Below are 15755 nucleotides of genomic sequence, written 5' to 3'. Positions count from 1 at the left end.
TGATCCCGACGATCGGGTGTTGCGCTCTATGTCGCAACATCCATGCCGCGACACAGTGACCTGATGAAAACGTTCACTGGTCTCGACACGCTGCCAAGCTTGCAGTAGCCCGGCAGATCTTTCAATCGCGTATGGCTAGATTAGCAGAATTGTGGCGAAAGCGCACAGTGTTCGATAAAGCAGTCGTTCGAGGCACTGCTCAGTGCAGGCTCGCCGGCCAGTCGCGCCGGAAGGCCAACGCCGCCCTGGCAGCCTCGAGCACGGCATGGCGATGCTCCTCCTCTACAGCGAAGCGCTCCTTGTCCTCCTTGAAGCGCTCCTTGGGGCTGAGCGCCTGACGCGCCTCGTGGGTATGCAGGTGCCGGGTCAGCGCGTGCACCTGGCCGAAGGGCCGGAAGCTCTCGCGTTCCAGCAGGCGCGAATCGAGGATCTCCAGCAACACCTTGCAGCGCCATGCACCCTCGGTGATATCGACCTGCTCCTGGAGCAGTGCCGAGGCCACCAGCTCAAGGTTCTCCAGGCAGTTATCGTGGGCACGCTTCAGCTCCTCCTGCTGACTCGCCCGGCGCCGTCGCACCTCACGCCACAGGGTAAAGGCATAGGCGCCGAGTCCGGCGATGATCACCAGGGCAAGGCCGGCGAGGATCAGGGCAGTGGTGGTACTCATCGGGGATCACCGTGGTATCACGAGAAATGAGCTGACGATTCTACCCGCTTGTGCGCCGCCACCCCAACGTCACCACGATGACACCCCGGGAGCCGCCGAGGATTTCAAGCGTGATGCCACCGGCACGGGACGCTGACGCCTGACTGCATACTTAAGTATAATGCGATCACCTAGCGTTCCATGCATCCCGCCAACCAATGGAGACAGGCATGTCCGAGTCCCCCACTCCCGCAGGCGCGCCGGCGCCGCCTTCCACCGCCGCCAAAATCGGACTGTGGCTCGGTCCCGCCCTGCTGCTGGCCACCCTGCTGTTGCCGCCACCGGCGGAGATGTCACCGGCGGCGTGGGCCTGTGTGGGCATGGCGCTGCTGATGGCCACCTGGTGGTCCACCGAGGCCATACCGATTCCCGCCACCTCGCTGCTGCCCATGGTGCTGGTACCGGCCCTGGGGCTGGGCAGCATGGGCGAGGCCACCGGAAGCTACGCCAACCCGATCATCTACCTGTTCCTGGGTGGCTTCCTGCTCGGCATCGCCATGCAACGCTGGGAGCTGCACCGCCGCCTCGCACTGCACGTGCTGAAGCTGGTGGGTCACCAGCCGCGGCGTCAGATCGCCGGTTTCATGCTCGCTACCGGCTTCCTGAGCATGTGGGTCTCCAATACTGCCACGGCGATCATGATGCTGCCCATCGGCATGTCGGTGATCAGCCTGCTCGGCGACAGCGATCCCGAGGAGCTCAGGCGCTACGCCACCGCCCTGCTGCTGGCCATCGCCTACTCGGCCAGCATCGGCGGCGTGGCCACCTTGATCGGCACGCCGCCCAACGCCCTGCTGGCCGGTTACCTGGCCGAGGATCGTGGCATCGACCTGGGCTTCGCCCAGTGGATGGTCGTGGGGCTGCCGATCAGCATCGCCATGATGACGGCGGCCTGGTGGTGGCTGACCCGGCGCGGCTTCGCGCTCAATGCGGCCGACCAGAGCGCCGACATGGTCGACGACGAGCTGGAAAGGCTCGGTCGTATGTCGTCCGCGGAGCGCCGGGTGGCCATGCTCTTCACCCTCGCCGCACTGGCGTGGGTGGCCCGCCCGCTGCTCAATGACGCCGGCCTGTCCTGGCTCACCGACACCGGCATCGCCATCGCCGCCGGCATCGCACTCTTCCTGACACCCAGCGGGACACGGGCCGGAGAGCGGCTGCTGGTCTGGGACGATGCCCAGAAGGTGCCCTGGGGCATCCTGCTGCTGTTCGGTGGTGGCCTGGCCCTGGCCGGCACCATCACCCGCACCGGGCTGGCGGAGTGGATCGCCAACCAGTTGGGGATCTTCGGCACCCTGCCGCTGCTGGCCATGATCGGCATCGTGGTACTGGTGATCATCTTCCTGACCGAGGTGACCTCCAACACCGCCACCGCCGCTGCCTTCCTGCCACTGCTGGGCGCCCTGGCGCTGTCGCTGGATATCTCTCCCCTGCTGATCACGGTGCCGGCGGCCATCGCCGCCAGCTGTGCCTTCATGATGCCGGTGGCAACGCCACCCAACGCCATCGTCTTCGGTACCGGCCACATGAAGATCCAGTCGATGATCCGGGCCGGCTTCGCCTTGAACCTGATCAGCAGCGTGCTGGTGACACTGATGGCCTACGGACTGATCCAGCTCTTCTGGTGATATCTCTCCCTGCCAACGACGCGGGCCCGGCATCTGCCGGGCCCGCGTCGTCTGGTACCACAGCCCACCTGACTCACGGCATCGCCGGAGCCACCCACAGCGACCACGCCTGGGCATAGTGGTCGAGCAGCAGCACCCCGAACAGTCCCAGAATATAGCGGATCGAGAACCAGAAGGCGGCCAGAGGGGCCTTCGGGTCCTGCCCCCGCCACACCCGGTAGTTCCAGACCATGAACCGCATATTGAGCGCCATCACCCCGACCAGATAGAGCGCCCCGCTCATGCCGATGGCGAAGGGCAGCAGGGTCACCGCCACGGTCAACCAGCCATAGAGCCACACCTGCAGGCGGGTAAAGGCCTCCCCATGGGTGACCGGCAGCATCGGCACCCCGGCACGGGCATATTCATCGCGCTTGTGAAGCGCCAGTGCCCAGAAGTGCGGCGGGGTCCAGGCGAAGATGATCAGCACCAGCAGCAACGGCTCGGGGCCGACCTGGCCAGTCACCGCCGTCCAGCCCAGCAGCGGCGGCGCCGCCCCGGCCACCCCGCCGATCACGATGTTCTGGGGCGTGGCGTGCTTGAGGAAGGCGGTATAGACCAGCGCATAGCCGATCAGCGAGCCTAGGGTCAGCCAGGCGGTCAGGGCATTGACCTGCCAAACCAGCAGGCCGAGTCCGGCCAGCGAGAGCAGCGTGGCCCATGCCAGGGCGATGCTGCCAGGCATGCGCCTTGCCGCCAGCGGGCGTCGTGAGGTACGCAGCATCATGGCATCGAGTCGCCGGTCGACCACATGGTTGAAGGCCGCGGCCCCGCAGGCGGTCAGGCCGATCCCGACCAGGCCGTAAAGCACCACGGCCGGCGACGGCAGCACCGGCTGGGCCAGCGCCATGCCCACCAGGGCACACACCAGCATCACCAGCACCACCCGCGGCTTACACAGGGTCACCAGGTCCCGCCAGCCCCATTCACCCAGCGCCGGGGACGGGAGTTCGGCGACACGGATCTCGGTCGTCAGCGCATCAGACATGGAGCCACTCCTTCTTCTGCAACGATGATTGTTGTGTCGTGGTCGATGCCGGCGCCAGGCAGCGCCATCTCCAGGCGGCCAGCGCCAGGCTCAGCACCAGCGCCACGGCGCCTGCGGTATGCAGCAGCGCCAGCCACAGAGGCAGCCACAGCAGCACATTGGCCACCCCTAGCGAGAACTGCACCCCATAGGCCAGGGCCAGGGCCCCCAGCCACGGACGCATCGCCGTCTCGCGTCGGTAGCACAGCAGCAGCGCCAGGATCGCGACTCCCAGCGCCAACGCCCCCAGGCGGTGCCCCACCTGGATGGCGCTGCGCGCTTCGGCATGCAGCTGGCCATGCAGGTAATTGGGGCCGACGCTCTGGGTCAGGTGAAAGCCCTCGCTCCAGTCCAGGGCCGGCCACCATTCGCCGTTGCAGGTCGGGAATCCCTGACAGGCGATGCCGGCATAGTTGCTCGATACCCAGCCGCCCAGCGCCAGCTGAGCCACCAGCAGCATGGCGGCAAGCCCCCAGAGCGGCGTCAGAGCGCGGCGCGGCGCGGCAACCCCGCCCGGTGTCAGGATGCCGCTTGCACAACGCCTCAGGCGCAGATGCAGCCACAGGAAGACCAGCATCACCGCCAGCCCCCCCAGCAGATGCAGGGTGACCACCTGGGGCCACAGCTTGAGGGTCACCGTGAAGGCACCGAATGCCCCCTGCACCAGGATCAAGGCCAGCAGCCCCAGGCTGAGACGCCAGGGATAGTCGGCACGCCGCCGCAGGGGCCTCCCCAGCACCACCAGGGCAATCACCAGCACTCCCAGGGTGGATGCCACATAGCGATGGATCATCTCCATCCAGGCCTTGGCACTCTCCAGCGGTGCTTCCGGACTGTGGGCCAGGGCTCGCCCCTCGTCAGGCACCACCAGGGCGCCATAGCAGCCCGGCCAGTCGGGGCAGCCCAGCCCGGCATCCACCAGGCGCGTCCACGCTCCCAGCAGAATCACCCCCACCGTGAACACCACTCCCGCCAGGCTCAGTACCTTGAGCAGTGCCAGTCGGCGCTGTGCTGCGTGCATCGCCCCACCTCCCTCATTTGCCACGACATTGCCGCGAATGGATCAGCGCCCCGCCAGCTCCTGGCCACCCTCCCAGGGGGCCTCCGGATTCATGCGCAGCAGGCGTCCCAGGTCTGCCTTCACCGCATAGGGGTCCACATCCGCCGGATAGCCGAGCACCGGCTGTCCACGCGGGTCGAGCAGCCATAGCCGACCCGACTCGAGCCAGCACGGCCGCTCGGCCCAGCGCGCCACCACCTCGCCGGGTAGCGCCTCGGCCCGACCGCCCACGCGCAACCGGCTGACGCGGGGCGCCTCACGCCCCAGGGCGCGATGCAGCCGCCACCACTGGTCGCTCAGCTCGGCACAGCGCTGCCTGCAGTCGAAGGCCAGTACCCAGTCGCCGGACATCGACGCTGCCATGGGCGTGGCCAGTGGCCACTCGGCGAGAACCGGGACCTCAGGGGCCAGCTCGCCATGGGCCGTGCGCCCCTCGGGGATGCCGATTCGCCAGAGCGCCATGACCGTGGCCACCAGCACCGGCAGGGAAAGGAACAGCAACAGCGCCACCAGCTTCAGCCGCCCATGGCGCGCAGCATGGTTCATCGTCATCGTGAGTCCTCCGTGGGCAAGCCGTCGCGGTCACGGCGCATGCGCCGCCCGCCGATAATCATCACCACCAGCGCCGCCAGCGCCAGGCCCCACCACTGGACGGCATAACCCACATGGCGACTCGGCGGCATCACACTGGGCGTCCACCAGGCAGGCAGCGCGCCGGGCCCCTCCTCCAGATGCAGCCAGCCAGGGTGGGCGAAGTCGAGGGCCCAGGCGTCGAGCTGGATACGCTGCAGCCGTGCCCCCTCATGGTTGGGACCGAACAGCGGCGCGCCCTCACCCGCCGCCTGCCAGCGTCCACGCAGGGTGACCCTGCCCTGTGGCGTCGCCACGGCAGGGTCGGCACGGCTGGTGCCGGTCTCCAGGAAGCCGCGCTGCACCAGCCAGATCCGCCCATCATCGCCTCGCAGCGGGGTCAGCGGAGCGACCCCCAGGCGACCGTCATGGGTGCGGTTGTCCAGAAACAGCGTGCGGTCCGCCAGGTACTCGCCGCTGAGCGTGAGACGGCTGCCCTCGGGGGGCATCTCGCTGGGCGCTGTCAGGGTCGGCGCACTCGCCAGCCGCGCCAGATAGTCACGCTTTTCCTCGCCGCGCTCCCACTGCCAGAGGCCCAGCGCCAGCCCCAGCACCACCAGCAGCGACCACAGGCTCCACCACAGGCGTTGCCGCCACCTTCCGCGGCGGGCATGCTGGGAAACATTGCTGCCCAAGGAGTGTTCCATGCTGCTCAAGGTCCTGATCGCTCTGGTGTTCCTGGCCATGCTGACGAGCCTGGCCGCCGGCGCCGGCTTCCTGCTGCGCGACAGCGGCACCTCACGGCGCCTGCTGGTCTCCCTGAAGCTGCGGGTGGCGCTGGCCGCCACCCTGCTGGCCCTGCTCTTCTACGGCTTCTATGCCGGCAGTCTGGGCTGATCCTGCGAGTCCCTGACACCGGATCAGAACACGTAGACGAACAGGAAGAGCCCGATCCATACCACGTCCACGAAGTGCCAGTACCAGGCCGCCGCCTCGAAGCCGAAGTGGTTTTCCGGGGCGAAGTGCCCCCGCAGGATACGGAGCAGCATCACCGTGAGGATGGTGGCACCGATAATCACGTGGGCCCCATGGAAGCCGGTAAGCAGGAAGAAGGTCGCCCCGTAGATCCCCGCCTCCAGGGTGATGCCGTAGTGGTGGTAGGCCTCGTAGTACTCCACGCCCTGGATGATGATGAAGGTGAAGCCCAGCAGCACGGTGACCAGCAGCCAGTTGCGCGTGGTCTCACGCATCCCCTCCTTGAGCCCCTCGTGGGCCACGGTGAGCGTGATGCTCGAGCCCACCAGGATCAGGGTGTTGACCAGTGGCAGCTGCCAGGGGCTGAAGGTATCGCGGGGGCCGGCCACGTCGCCCGGCGGTTCCAGCAGCGGCCAGCTGGCGGTGAATTCCGGCCACAGCAGTGCGGCCACGCCCTTGGCCCCCTCGCCGTCCAGCCACGGCAGCGCGAAGGTGCGCACATAGAAGAGCGCACCGAAGAAGGCGGCGAAGAACATCACCTCGGAGAAGATGAACCAGGCCATGCCCTGGCGGAAGGAGCGATCCATCTGGGCATCGTAGAGCCCGCCCCGGGACTCCTTGACCACATCCCGGAACCACAGCCCCATCACCGCGAGCACCGCCAGCACCCCCGCCACCAGCAGTGCGCTCCCCCGGCCATGCACCATCAGCATGCCGGCTCCGATCATCATCGTGCCCAGCGCCAGCGAGCCGAGGATCGGCCACTTGCTGGTTGCGGGGACGTAGTAGCTGCCACCACTCATGCCTCATCTCCTTTGCCGGCAGTCGCCCGGGCCTGAAGCACGGCTTCATCGCGGGTGACCGGATACAGGGTGTAGACCAGGGTCAGGGTATTGACGTCCTCGGGCAGGTCGCGAGCCAGCTGGAAGACCAGCGGCAGTTCCAGGCGCTCGCCCGCCTCCAGGCGCTGCTCCTGGAAGCAGAAGCAGGCCAGCTTGCGCAGGTGCGGCGTGGCCTCGGCCGGCGACACGCTGGGCACCGCCCGCCCCCACAGCGCCGTCTCGGCCGGATTGTGGAAGGTGAAATCCACCTCGGCGCTCTGGCCGGGGTGCAGGCGCACCTGGCTGGTCTCGACCTCCAGGTTCCACGGCAGCCCGGCGCTGCCCCGGGTGATGAACTGCACCGTCACCATGCGCGAGTCGTCGACCTCCTCATGGACGATCGCCTGGGCCGAACCGCTGGTCTTGCCGTTGAGGCCGGTGACCTCGCAGAACACGTCATAGAGCGGCACCAGGGCGAAGGCGAAGGCGAACATGCCGGCCAGGGCAAACAGCGTCTTGGCGACGGTGCGGCGCACCCCCCGGCGGGACGCGTTCGGCGAGGCATGACTCTCAGGCATGAGCGACTCCTCCTGTGCTTGGCATGGGCGTCATTCACCCTCACAGCGGAAGGTGGGCGGGTGCTCGAAGGTATGCAGGGGCGCCGGGCTCGGCACGCTCCACTCGAGGTCCTCGGCGCCCTCCCAGGCCTTGGCCGGTGCCTTCTCGCCGCCCCGCACGCACTTGATGATCAGCAGCACGAAGAGCAGCTGGGAGGCGCCGAACATGAAGGCCCCCAGGCTGGACGCGAGGTTGAAGTCGGCGAACTGCAGGGCGTAGTCGGGGATGCGCCGCGGCATGCCGGCCAGGCCGGAGAAGTGCATGGGGAAGAAGGTCAGGTTGACCCCGATCACCGACAGCCAGAAGTGCCACTGGGCCAGCTTCACGTTGGGGTAGTGGCCGGTCCACTTGGGCAACCAGTAGTAGGCCGCGGCGAGGATCGCGAACAGTGCACCCGGCACCAGCACATAGTGGAAGTGAGCCACCACGAAGTAGGTGTCGTGGTACTGGAAGTCGGCAGGCGAGATCGCCAGCATCAGCCCCGAGAAGCCACCGATGGTGAACTGCACCACGAAGGCCAGCGCGAAGAGCATCGGCGGCTCGAAGCTGATGGAGCCGCGGAACATGGTGGCGATCCAGTTGAACACCTTCACCCCGGTGGGCACCGCGATCAGCATGGTGGTGTACATGAAGAACAGCTCGGCGGCCAGCGGCAGGCCCACAGTGAACATATGGTGGGCCCAGACCAGGAACGACAGGATGGCGATGGCCGCCGTGGCATAGACCATGGAGGCGTAGCCGAACAGGCGCTTGCGCGAGAAGGTCGGGATGATCGCCGAGACGATGCCGAAGGCCGGCAGGATCATGATGTAGACCTCGGGATGCCCGAAGAACCAGAACAGGTGCTGGAACAGCACCGGGTCCCCGCCGCCGGCGGCATTGAAGAAGCTGGTACCGAAGTTGATGTCCATCAGCATCATGGTGACCGCCCCGGCCAGCACCGGCATCACTGCAATCAGCAGGAAGGCGGTGATCAGCCAGGTCCAGCAGAACAGCGGCATGTCCATCAGTCGCATGCCCGGTGCGCGCAGGTTGAGGATGGTGGCGATGATGTTGATGGCCCCGAGGATCGAACTGATGCCGGCGATATGCAGCGAGAGGATGAAGAAGGTGGTGGATGGTGGCGCATAGGTGGTGGAGAGCGGCGCGTAGAAGGTCCAGCCGAAGTTGGGGCCACCCCCCGGCATCAGCAGGGTGCTGAGCAGCAGTGTGAAGGCCACCGGTAACAGCCAGAAGCTGAAGTTGTTGAGCCGCGGCAGGGCCATGTCCGGTGCACCGATCTGCAGTGGCACCATCCAGTTGGCCAACCCCACGAAGGCAGGCATGATCGCCCCGAACACCATGATCAGACCGTGCATGGTGGTCATCTGGTTGAAGAACTCCGGCTCCACCAGCTGCAGGCCGGGCTGGAACAGCTCGGCGCGCACCACCAGCGCGAATACCCCACCGATGAAGAACATCGTCAGCGAGAAGATCAGGTAGAGGCTGCCGATCTCCTTATGGTTGGTGGTGAGCAGCCAGCGCATCAGGCCACGCGGCGGGGCGGGATGCGCCGCCGCCTGGCCGCCGGCACTGGCGGTGGAGCTCTGCTCGACGGGGTGATGCAAGGGCAACTTGGGTGCCATGGTGAATCTCCCTGATCTTCGCTGTTCTTGTCTGATCGTTGGGGAACCGGGAGCCGGTCTAGTCGGCCAGCCGCTCGGCAATCTCCGCCGGCTGAACCAGGTCACCGGTTTCATTGCCCCAGGCGTTGCGTTCATAGGTGATCACGGCGGCAATCTCCACCGGGCTCAGGGTATTGCGGAACGCCGGCATGGCCGAGCCCGAGACTCCGTTGACCACGGTCTCGATATGGCGCTCCCGCTCATCCATCAATGCCTGATTGCCCGCCAGGGCCGGGAAGGCCGGCGGATTGCCGCTGCCATCCGCCTGGTGACAGGAGGCACACACGGCGTTGTAGCTCTGCTCACCGCGCGCCATCAGTTCGTCCATGGACCACTCGCGGTCGACGCCCGATGCCTCCTGGGCGCTGGCCTCCTTGCGCTCGGCCAGCCAGGCATCGAACTCCTCCTCCTCCAGGGCCTGCACCACGATGGGCATGAAACCGTGGTCCATGCCGCACAGCTCGGCACACTGGCCGCGATAGATACCGGGCTCGTTGATCCGCACCCAGTTCTCGTTGACGAAGCCGGGAATGGTGTCCTGCTTGACGGCGAGATCCGGAACCCACCAGGAGTGGATGACATCGTCGGAGGTGAGCAGGAAGCGCACCTTGCGACCCACCGGCAGCACCAGCGGCTCATCGACTTCGAGCAGGTAGTGCTCGCCCCGCTCTCCCTCGCCGCGGATCGTCTCTCGCGGGGTGCCGAGGTTGGAGGTGAAGGCGACGTCCTCCCCCAGATACTCGTAGCGCCAGCGCCACTGCTGCCCGGTGATCATCACATCCAGGTCGGCATCGGAAGGGTCGTACATCTTCTTGAGGGTGGCGGTGGCGGGGACTGCCATGCCGATGAGGATCAGCAGCGGGATCGCCGTCCAGATCACCTCGACCAGGGTGTGCTCGTGGAAGTGCGCCGCCTTGGCCCCCTTGGAATGACGAAAACGGAACAGGGAGTAGAACATCACCCCGAACACCACCACGCCGATGACCACGCAGATCCAGAAGATGGTCATGTGCAGCGAGTGAACCTCACGGCTGACGTCGGTCACACCCACCGGCATGTTCCAGCCGTTGGCCATGGCCAGCGTCGTCATCAGGGGGACGACCAGGCAACCTGCCATCCACACGATGAACGTGCGCATCGGCGCCTCCTCCTAGCTAGTTGTCGTGGCTTATTGTTGTCGTGAGCTGTCGTGTCGTGCGGTAACTGCACGCTACTGCTCGATCAGTTCAGATACACCTCATAAAGTGAGTGTAGACCCCTCGCCTGCGGCCAACTGTCGCAGAACTCCATTCCGCCAACGGCAATTTCAACGGGCCACCGTCACGGCGATGAAGGCCACCCCGACCACCAGCAGCAGCGCCATGAGCAGGCCCACGACGATGAAGGCCACGGGATGGCCCTTTTCGAAGTCCTCGCGCCGCTGCACATCCTTCTGCACACCGAAGAAGGCCGCTAGCACAGACTTGACCACGCTCCACATCGCACACTCCCCATGCCGGAAATCGAACACGCGCGGTTCCACCGCAGGTCTTCCCCGTCCACCTCTCCTATACTCTAGTCAAGAGACCACGGCATTTGCCGCAAAGTCATCCGATGGTGCATTCCGCAGGAGGTCATCATGACCCAGAATCCCTTTGCCAACCCGATGCTGGAGTGGTGGCAGCAGCAGTGGACCCAGGGCGTCAATCCCATGGCCCGCACCCAGCTGGCGTGGATGGAGAGCCTTGCCGAGGCCCTGCAGCTGGAGGCCCAGTTCCTGAAGGCCATCGCCGAGAGCGGTGAGAAGATCGCCAAGTGCTTCGACGGCAAGCAGCCCACCACCCCGGAAGAGGTGCAGGCATGCTACGAGAAGCTGGTGAAGGAAGTGGGCGATGCCCAGATGAAGCGCCTGGAGCAGGCTACCCAGCTCACCCACGATTTCCGCAAGCGGCTATGGGAGGAGATCTGACCGACCTTGGCCGCGTCCGCACAGCGTCAGACGACACCCCAGGCGCCCTTCAAGGGCGCCTACTCAGTTGCCCAACCCGAACAGCCCTGTGATCAGCGGCAGCAGGAAGGCCGTCAGCAAGCCGGTCAGGCCCATGGCCAGGCCCGAGAAGGCCCCGGCCACGGCACCGATATGCGCGAAGGCCTGGGCGGTGCCGAAGCCGTGGGCGGAGAGCCCCAGTGCAAAGCCCTGCACCGCCGGATCCTTGATGCGCAACAGGCGGAATACCCAGGGCGCCAGCGCACAGCCGATGGAACCGGTCAGCAGCACCAATCCCGCGGCCAGGGAGGGAATGCCTCCGATCTGCTCGGCGATACCCATGGCGATGGGAGAGGTGACCGAGCGCGGGGCCAGGGAGAGCACCGTCTCCAGTCGCGCCCCCATGGCCAGGGCGATTCCCAGGGTACTGGCCACCGCGGTAACGATGCCCACCCCACAGGCCAGCAGCAGCGGCATCAGCAGGCGCCTGATCCGCTCGCGATGATCATAGAGGGGAATCGCCAGTGCCACGGTGGCCGGACCCAGCAGGAAGTGAATGAACTGGGCCCCTTCGAAGTAGGTGGAATACTCCATGTCCACCAGCAGCAGCAGGCCGATCAGAATGGCGATGGAGAGCGTGACCGGGTGCACCAGCGGCGTGCCCCCCAGTGCCTTGTTGATGCGCACCGCCAGGGTAAACACCAGCAGCGTCACCAGCAGGGAGAGCAGCGGATTACCGGAGAGATAGACCCATAGCTGGTCGAGTGTCGCGACGTTCATCGCCCCGGCCCTCCGCGGCGACGATTGAGCCGATCCAGGGCCCAGGCGGTGGTGGCCAGGGTGAGCGCCGTGGATACCACTAGGGTGACGAGGATCGGCCACAGGTCGCGTCCGATCAGGGCGAAGTGGACCATCAACCCCACGCCCGCCGGCACGAAGAGCAGCGTGAGGTAACGTAGCAGCCCCTCTCCCGTCAGGCGCAGGCTGTCCGGCACCTTGCCACGCACCATCAGACCCACCAGCAGGATCACCATGCCGATCACCGGTCCCGGAATCGGCATGGTCAGGCCACGCGCCACCAGTTCTCCCAGAAACTGACAAGCGAGCAGCACGCTCATTCCCATGATCAGCGGCATTCGCCACCTCCCGCGTACAAGGCCACCCAAGCCGGAACGCAGGGCGTACTGCCCCGCACCGGTGCGAACCACCGCCCAGGACGAGCCGGCTCAGCGCAACTGGCTGTCCTTGCTGCCCCTGCGGTTGTAGCCCGCTGATGCACCCTGCCGCTTGTCGCGCTCTGCCTGGCAGGCGACACACAGACGCACCCCGGGAATGGCCTCGCGCCGGGCCTGCGGTATCTCGTCATCGCACTCCTCGCAGTGCGTAAGGCTCTCTCCATGCGGCAGCCGGCTTCGAGCCAGCGATACCGCATCCTCAACGCTGGCATCGATCTGATCCTGAACCGCACCATCCTTGCTCCATCCGCCCGCCATCTCCATCTCCTCCCGGCCATCAGGCCGGCAACGCCTACTCGCGCCCGGCCCGAACGGGAAGGTCCCGAACTGGGTTACCGGACACACCTCTCCGCGGCGAACCACGCCACCGCTTGTGCTCGATCCTGATGATTGCGTCACATCATAGTGCATAACCCACGCCGGCCCCAGCGGCCCCGAGCCAAGCGGTTGATAAGAAAGTGCAAAAGGGGCTTTTCATTTGCCGACGAAAGCGCTAGTATACGCCTCGTTCTCGGGGGACAGGCCAGATGGCCACAAAACCCGAAAACAGAGTCGGAGCGTGGCGCAGCTTGGTAGCGCGTTGCAATGGGGTTGCAAAGGTCGCAGGTTCGAATCCTGTCGCTCCGACCAGAAACATCAAGAGAAACCGCCACTTACGGATCATGCCGGGTGGCGTTTTTTCGTTGCGCTTTTTGTAGTGGCGTATGGGTAGCACGCGTCGAAAGAAACCTCAGCTACCTATAACATGCCGCTACTTTCTGCCCCGCTCTGATATTCCCTTCCGTCCCGGAATCCAGACCACTGACTACCAAGGAAATTCAGAAAGAGAGTTCCTCCAGGCAGCCAGTAGAAAGAAAAGGGCCGCCATGCAGCTGGCGGCCCTTGGGATCGGAAGAAGATCGGAATCAGAAAGAGAGAATCTCGCCATCGGCGGGGATATCGACATGATCCTCGATGCCTTGTGCCTGCACGTACTCTCTCAGCTCTTCCCGTGTCAGCGACATATGGTTGATGGCATCCATGTGCGTGGCGATCACGGTTGCTTCTGGTGCTACCTGGGTAGCGCGGAGTACATCTTCCTTGCCCATGATGATGGATTCATCATAATCGCTGCGCAGCGCTTGTCCGGCGTTCAGTACTACGATCTTGGGGTCGTACTCATCGAACGCCTGATCGACTTCATCGCGCCAGATAGTGTCGCCCACCAGGTAGAGAGTCTCCTGGCCAGGTGCCTGGAAGACCACGCCCATCACCTCCCCGAGAGCGGCGGCGACTTCAGGTGAGGCATACATTTCATCGGTGCCGTGCTGGCCGCCGGTCTTGCTCAGGGTGACGCCATCGAACTCGGCCGTATCGGAAAGGACGCGCACATGGGTAAAGCCCTGCTCACGGATCATCTCCGCATCGTCTTCGTACTGAGCGAACACCGGGATATCCTTCGGCAGCAGCTCCTGGGCGGCGGCGTCCCAGTGGTCGAGGTGGGTGTGGGTGACAATCACGGCGTCCGTGTCATCGATCACCTCCTCCGCCGACATCGGCAGCCCGACCAGCGGGTTGCGCAACTCGCTGCGGTAGGTGCCCTCGAAGCCCGGGTAGGCGCCCTGCTCGGCCAGCATGGGATCGATCAGGAAGGTCGTGTCCTCATAGGTGATCTTCAGCGTGGCGTTGCGGATCTGCTGCACCTGCTGAGTCGCCTCCTGAGAAATCGTCTCAGCGGATGCCGTGCCGGCGATAAGGGCTGTGGCCAGGGCCAGGGAACCGGCGAGGGTCTTGATCAGCATATGGATACTCCTCGATTGCGTTGCTAGGTTGATGGCAAGCAGTCTAGAGGGGTTCACCTGGACAGATAATTGGCCTGAATGACAATCTTCGAAAGTTTCGGGCCACGATGCAATACTGATGAACAATCGAATCCCAGGAGACGCACCTTGCCGCTTCCCAGAGTCGGACTGATCCTGTACCCGAATATCAGCCCCTTCCATTTCTCGGTGCCCTATACCGTGTTCGGCATGGCTCTGCTCGATCGTCCGCTGTTCGAGCTGTTCATCGTGGCCCCGGAGGGGAAGCCGCTGGAAGCCGAACGGGCGATGACGATACGGCCCGACGGCGGCTTGGAATTGCTGGATTGGGTGGATATCGCGGTGGTGCCAGGCTGGCATGTCCTGAATGAACCACCGCCGCCGGCGTTGGCCGAGGCGCTGGTCCATTGTCATCAGCGGGGTGCCCATGTGGTCGGCCTGTGTTATGGCACCTATGCCCTGGCCTACGCCGGGTTGCTGGACGGCAGGCGGGCGTCGACTCACTGGATGGCCGAGCGCGATTTCCATAGCCGCTTTCCCAGGGTCAAGCTGGATACCAATGCGCTCTACGTGGAGGAGGATCGCCTGGTGACGTCTGCCGGCACCGCGGCCGGCCTGGATTGCTGCCTGTACCTGCTGCGCGAGTATTACGGCGCGCAGATTGCCAACAAGGTGGCCCGGGCCATGGTGGTCCCCCCGCATCGGGAGGGTGGCCAGGCACAGTTCATCGAGCAGCCGGTGGCCTCCTCGACCCAGGATGCGCATATCAACCGCCTGCTCGACTATCTGCGAGAACACCTCGCGGAGTCGCACACTATCGACGAGCTCGCTGCCCGTACCGCCATGAGCCGGCGTACCTTCACGCGCCATTTCCACAAGGCCACCGGCATGACGGTGCTGGAATGGCTGGTGAGCGAGCGGTTACGGCGAGGACGCGAGCTGCTGGAAACCACGTCCTTGTCGGTAGAGGCCATTGCCGAAAGGATCGGTTTCCACACGGCCACGTCGTTCCGGCAGCACTTCAGGCAGCGCCATCGGATCAGCCCTAGGGACTGGCGCAAGACCTTCGGCGAGACCCACTGAGCATCACCGGACCCGCTTTCGTACCCACGGCAAGGGAGAGCGGTTCAATCAGACGGTGCTGAGACGCCGATATCCCGCAGCCCCTCCGCGCACTCCTCCAATTGCTGGATCATGCGCTCCATCACTTCGCTACGCGCCTCCAGGTAGTCCTGGGCCTCATCATCGGTGGCGTGACGGCTGTCCAGCACGGCCTGGCTGGCCGCACTCTTCAAGGCCAGGGCCATGGCACGCAGGCTGTCGGCGGTACGGTGGGTCTGAGCGGAGTTCTCCAGCTCGGCATCGGCACCGTGGCGGAAGAAGATCGGCACTACGCTGTCATCGGCATCGAAGGTGATGGCGTCGCGCAGGGCAACCTCGGCCGAGCTGTAGCTGGCGTTGCCGCTGCCATAGCCGGCGCTGTCGCGTACCACATGGCCACTGTGGTCGAGGATCCGCCACTCATAGGGCTCATCGCCATAGACCTCGATATGGCCGGGTTCGTAGGGGCGGTCGATACGATGCTGGATAATCACGGCAATTTCCTCTGCAGGGGCCGATGGCGGCGCAGCTTCACTCTTGGCAAGC

The 15755-nt window shown here is 65.3% G+C and carries 19 protein-coding genes and 1 tRNA gene; 5 read left to right on the top strand and 15 right to left on the bottom strand.

Annotation, left to right across the window (positions count from 1 at the left end):
- Nucleotides 1–199: 199 nt before the first annotated feature.
- Nucleotides 200–667: a DUF2489 domain-containing protein gene (locus ACJ7IV_RS07445; protein WP_483866435.1), complete on the bottom strand. Its 468-nt coding sequence runs from the start codon at nt 665–667 to the stop codon at nt 200–202.
- Nucleotides 668–876: 209 nt separating this feature from the next.
- On the opposite strand from ACJ7IV_RS07445, the gene ACJ7IV_RS07440 reads away from it, so the two are divergent.
- Nucleotides 877–2334, top strand: a complete 1458-nt coding sequence (locus tag ACJ7IV_RS07440; RefSeq protein ID WP_483866434.1) for an SLC13 family permease — start codon at nt 877–879, stop codon at nt 2332–2334.
- A 73-nt stretch (nt 2335–2407) separates the two neighbouring features.
- Here the strand turns inward: ACJ7IV_RS07440 and cyoE are convergent, their stop codons facing one another.
- The 4 genes from cyoE to ACJ7IV_RS07420 are packed head-to-tail and all read right to left on the bottom strand — an operon-like array spanning nt 2408 to nt 5737.
- Complete coding sequence (gene cyoE, locus ACJ7IV_RS07435; protein ID WP_483866433.1) at nt 2408–3361, bottom strand: heme o synthase; 954 nt, start codon at nt 3359–3361, stop codon at nt 2408–2410.
- Nucleotides 3354–4421, bottom strand: a complete 1068-nt coding sequence (locus ACJ7IV_RS07430) for a COX15/CtaA family protein (protein WP_483866432.1) — start codon at nt 4419–4421, stop codon at nt 3354–3356. Before ACJ7IV_RS07430 ends, cyoE begins: the two co-directional genes overlap by 8 nt.
- Nucleotides 4422–4463: 42 nt before the next feature.
- Nucleotides 4464–5012 carry a hypothetical protein gene (locus ACJ7IV_RS07425; RefSeq protein ID WP_483866431.1) on the bottom strand — a complete coding sequence of 183 codons (549 nt, stop codon included), beginning with the start codon at nt 5010–5012 and terminating at the stop codon, nt 4464–4466.
- Nucleotides 5009–5737: an SURF1 family protein gene (locus tag ACJ7IV_RS07420; RefSeq protein WP_483866430.1), complete on the bottom strand. Its 729-nt coding sequence runs from the start codon at nt 5735–5737 to the stop codon at nt 5009–5011. Before ACJ7IV_RS07420 ends, ACJ7IV_RS07425 begins: the two co-directional genes overlap by 4 nt.
- Here ACJ7IV_RS07420 and ACJ7IV_RS07415 point away from each other — a divergent pair.
- The gene (locus ACJ7IV_RS07415; RefSeq protein WP_483866429.1) at nt 5736–5927 is read left to right on the top strand and encodes a DUF2909 family protein; all 192 of its coding nucleotides are present in this window, start codon (nt 5736–5738) and stop codon (nt 5925–5927) included. The two genes, ACJ7IV_RS07420 and ACJ7IV_RS07415, sit on opposite strands and share 2 nt — an antisense overlap.
- A 23-nt stretch (nt 5928–5950) precedes the next feature.
- On the opposite strand, the gene ACJ7IV_RS07410 is transcribed toward ACJ7IV_RS07415, so the two are convergent.
- The 5 genes from ACJ7IV_RS07410 to ACJ7IV_RS07390 form a co-directional block, all read right to left on the bottom strand.
- Nucleotides 5951–6808 (bottom strand): cytochrome c oxidase subunit 3, encoded by an 858-nt coding sequence (locus tag ACJ7IV_RS07410; RefSeq protein WP_483866428.1) that lies wholly within the window; start codon nt 6806–6808, stop codon nt 5951–5953.
- Nucleotides 6805–7404 carry a cytochrome c oxidase assembly protein gene (locus ACJ7IV_RS07405; protein WP_483866427.1) on the bottom strand — a complete coding sequence of 200 codons (600 nt, stop codon included), beginning with the start codon at nt 7402–7404 and terminating at the stop codon, nt 6805–6807. Before ACJ7IV_RS07405 ends, ACJ7IV_RS07410 begins: the two co-directional genes overlap by 4 nt.
- A gap of 30 nt (nt 7405–7434) precedes the next feature.
- A complete protein-coding gene (gene ctaD, locus ACJ7IV_RS07400) occupies nt 7435–9069 on the bottom strand; it encodes a cytochrome c oxidase subunit I (protein WP_483866426.1) in 1635 nt (544 codons plus the stop codon).
- A gap of 58 nt (nt 9070–9127) precedes the next feature.
- Nucleotides 9128–10246: a cytochrome c oxidase subunit II gene (coxB, locus tag ACJ7IV_RS07395; RefSeq protein ID WP_483866425.1), complete on the bottom strand. Its 1119-nt coding sequence runs from the start codon at nt 10244–10246 to the stop codon at nt 9128–9130.
- 168 nt (nt 10247–10414) lie between these two features.
- A complete protein-coding gene (locus tag ACJ7IV_RS07390; RefSeq protein WP_213311133.1) occupies nt 10415–10588 on the bottom strand; it encodes a DUF2970 domain-containing protein in 174 nt (57 codons plus the stop codon).
- Nucleotides 10589–10726: 138 nt separating this feature from the next.
- Between ACJ7IV_RS07390 and ACJ7IV_RS07385 the strand changes: the two genes are divergently transcribed.
- Nucleotides 10727–11056: a hypothetical protein gene (locus ACJ7IV_RS07385; RefSeq protein ID WP_483866424.1), complete on the top strand. Its 330-nt coding sequence runs from the start codon at nt 10727–10729 to the stop codon at nt 11054–11056.
- A gap of 63 nt (nt 11057–11119) precedes the next feature.
- Here ACJ7IV_RS07385 and ACJ7IV_RS07380 read toward each other — a convergent pair whose 3' ends face one another.
- The 3 genes from ACJ7IV_RS07380 to ACJ7IV_RS07370 form a co-directional block, all read right to left on the bottom strand.
- Complete coding sequence (locus ACJ7IV_RS07380) at nt 11120–11854, bottom strand: LrgB family protein (RefSeq protein ID WP_483866423.1); 735 nt, start codon at nt 11852–11854, stop codon at nt 11120–11122.
- Nucleotides 11851–12210, bottom strand: a complete 360-nt coding sequence (locus ACJ7IV_RS07375) for a CidA/LrgA family protein (RefSeq protein ID WP_483866422.1) — start codon at nt 12208–12210, stop codon at nt 11851–11853. The genes ACJ7IV_RS07380 and ACJ7IV_RS07375 overlap by 4 nt, the downstream gene beginning before the upstream one ends.
- Before the next feature lie 90 nt (nt 12211–12300).
- Nucleotides 12301–12567: a DksA/TraR family C4-type zinc finger protein gene (locus ACJ7IV_RS07370; RefSeq protein WP_483866421.1), complete on the bottom strand. Its 267-nt coding sequence runs from the start codon at nt 12565–12567 to the stop codon at nt 12301–12303.
- A gap of 295 nt (nt 12568–12862) precedes the next feature.
- Here ACJ7IV_RS07370 and ACJ7IV_RS07365 point away from each other — a divergent pair.
- Nucleotides 12863–12939, top strand: a tRNA-Pro gene (locus ACJ7IV_RS07365).
- 275 nt (nt 12940–13214) lie between these two features.
- Here the strand turns inward: ACJ7IV_RS07365 and ACJ7IV_RS07360 are convergent.
- Nucleotides 13215–14090 carry an MBL fold metallo-hydrolase gene (locus tag ACJ7IV_RS07360; RefSeq protein ID WP_483866420.1) on the bottom strand — a complete coding sequence of 292 codons (876 nt, stop codon included), beginning with the start codon at nt 14088–14090 and terminating at the stop codon, nt 13215–13217.
- 147 nt (nt 14091–14237) lie between these two features.
- On the opposite strand from ACJ7IV_RS07360, the gene ACJ7IV_RS07355 reads away from it, so the two are divergent.
- Nucleotides 14238–15191 (top strand): GlxA family transcriptional regulator, encoded by a 954-nt coding sequence (locus tag ACJ7IV_RS07355; protein ID WP_483866419.1) that lies wholly within the window; start codon nt 14238–14240, stop codon nt 15189–15191.
- 44 nt (nt 15192–15235) lie between these two features.
- On the opposite strand, the gene ACJ7IV_RS07350 is transcribed toward ACJ7IV_RS07355, so the two are convergent.
- Nucleotides 15236–15703 (bottom strand): hypothetical protein, encoded by a 468-nt coding sequence (locus ACJ7IV_RS07350; protein ID WP_483866418.1) that lies wholly within the window; start codon nt 15701–15703, stop codon nt 15236–15238.
- Nucleotides 15704–15755 lie beyond the last annotated feature (52 nt).

The sequence above is a fragment of the Halomonas sp. C10-5 genome (assembly GCF_057169305.1).
This window is presented reverse-complemented; position numbering and strand designations above follow the sequence as displayed.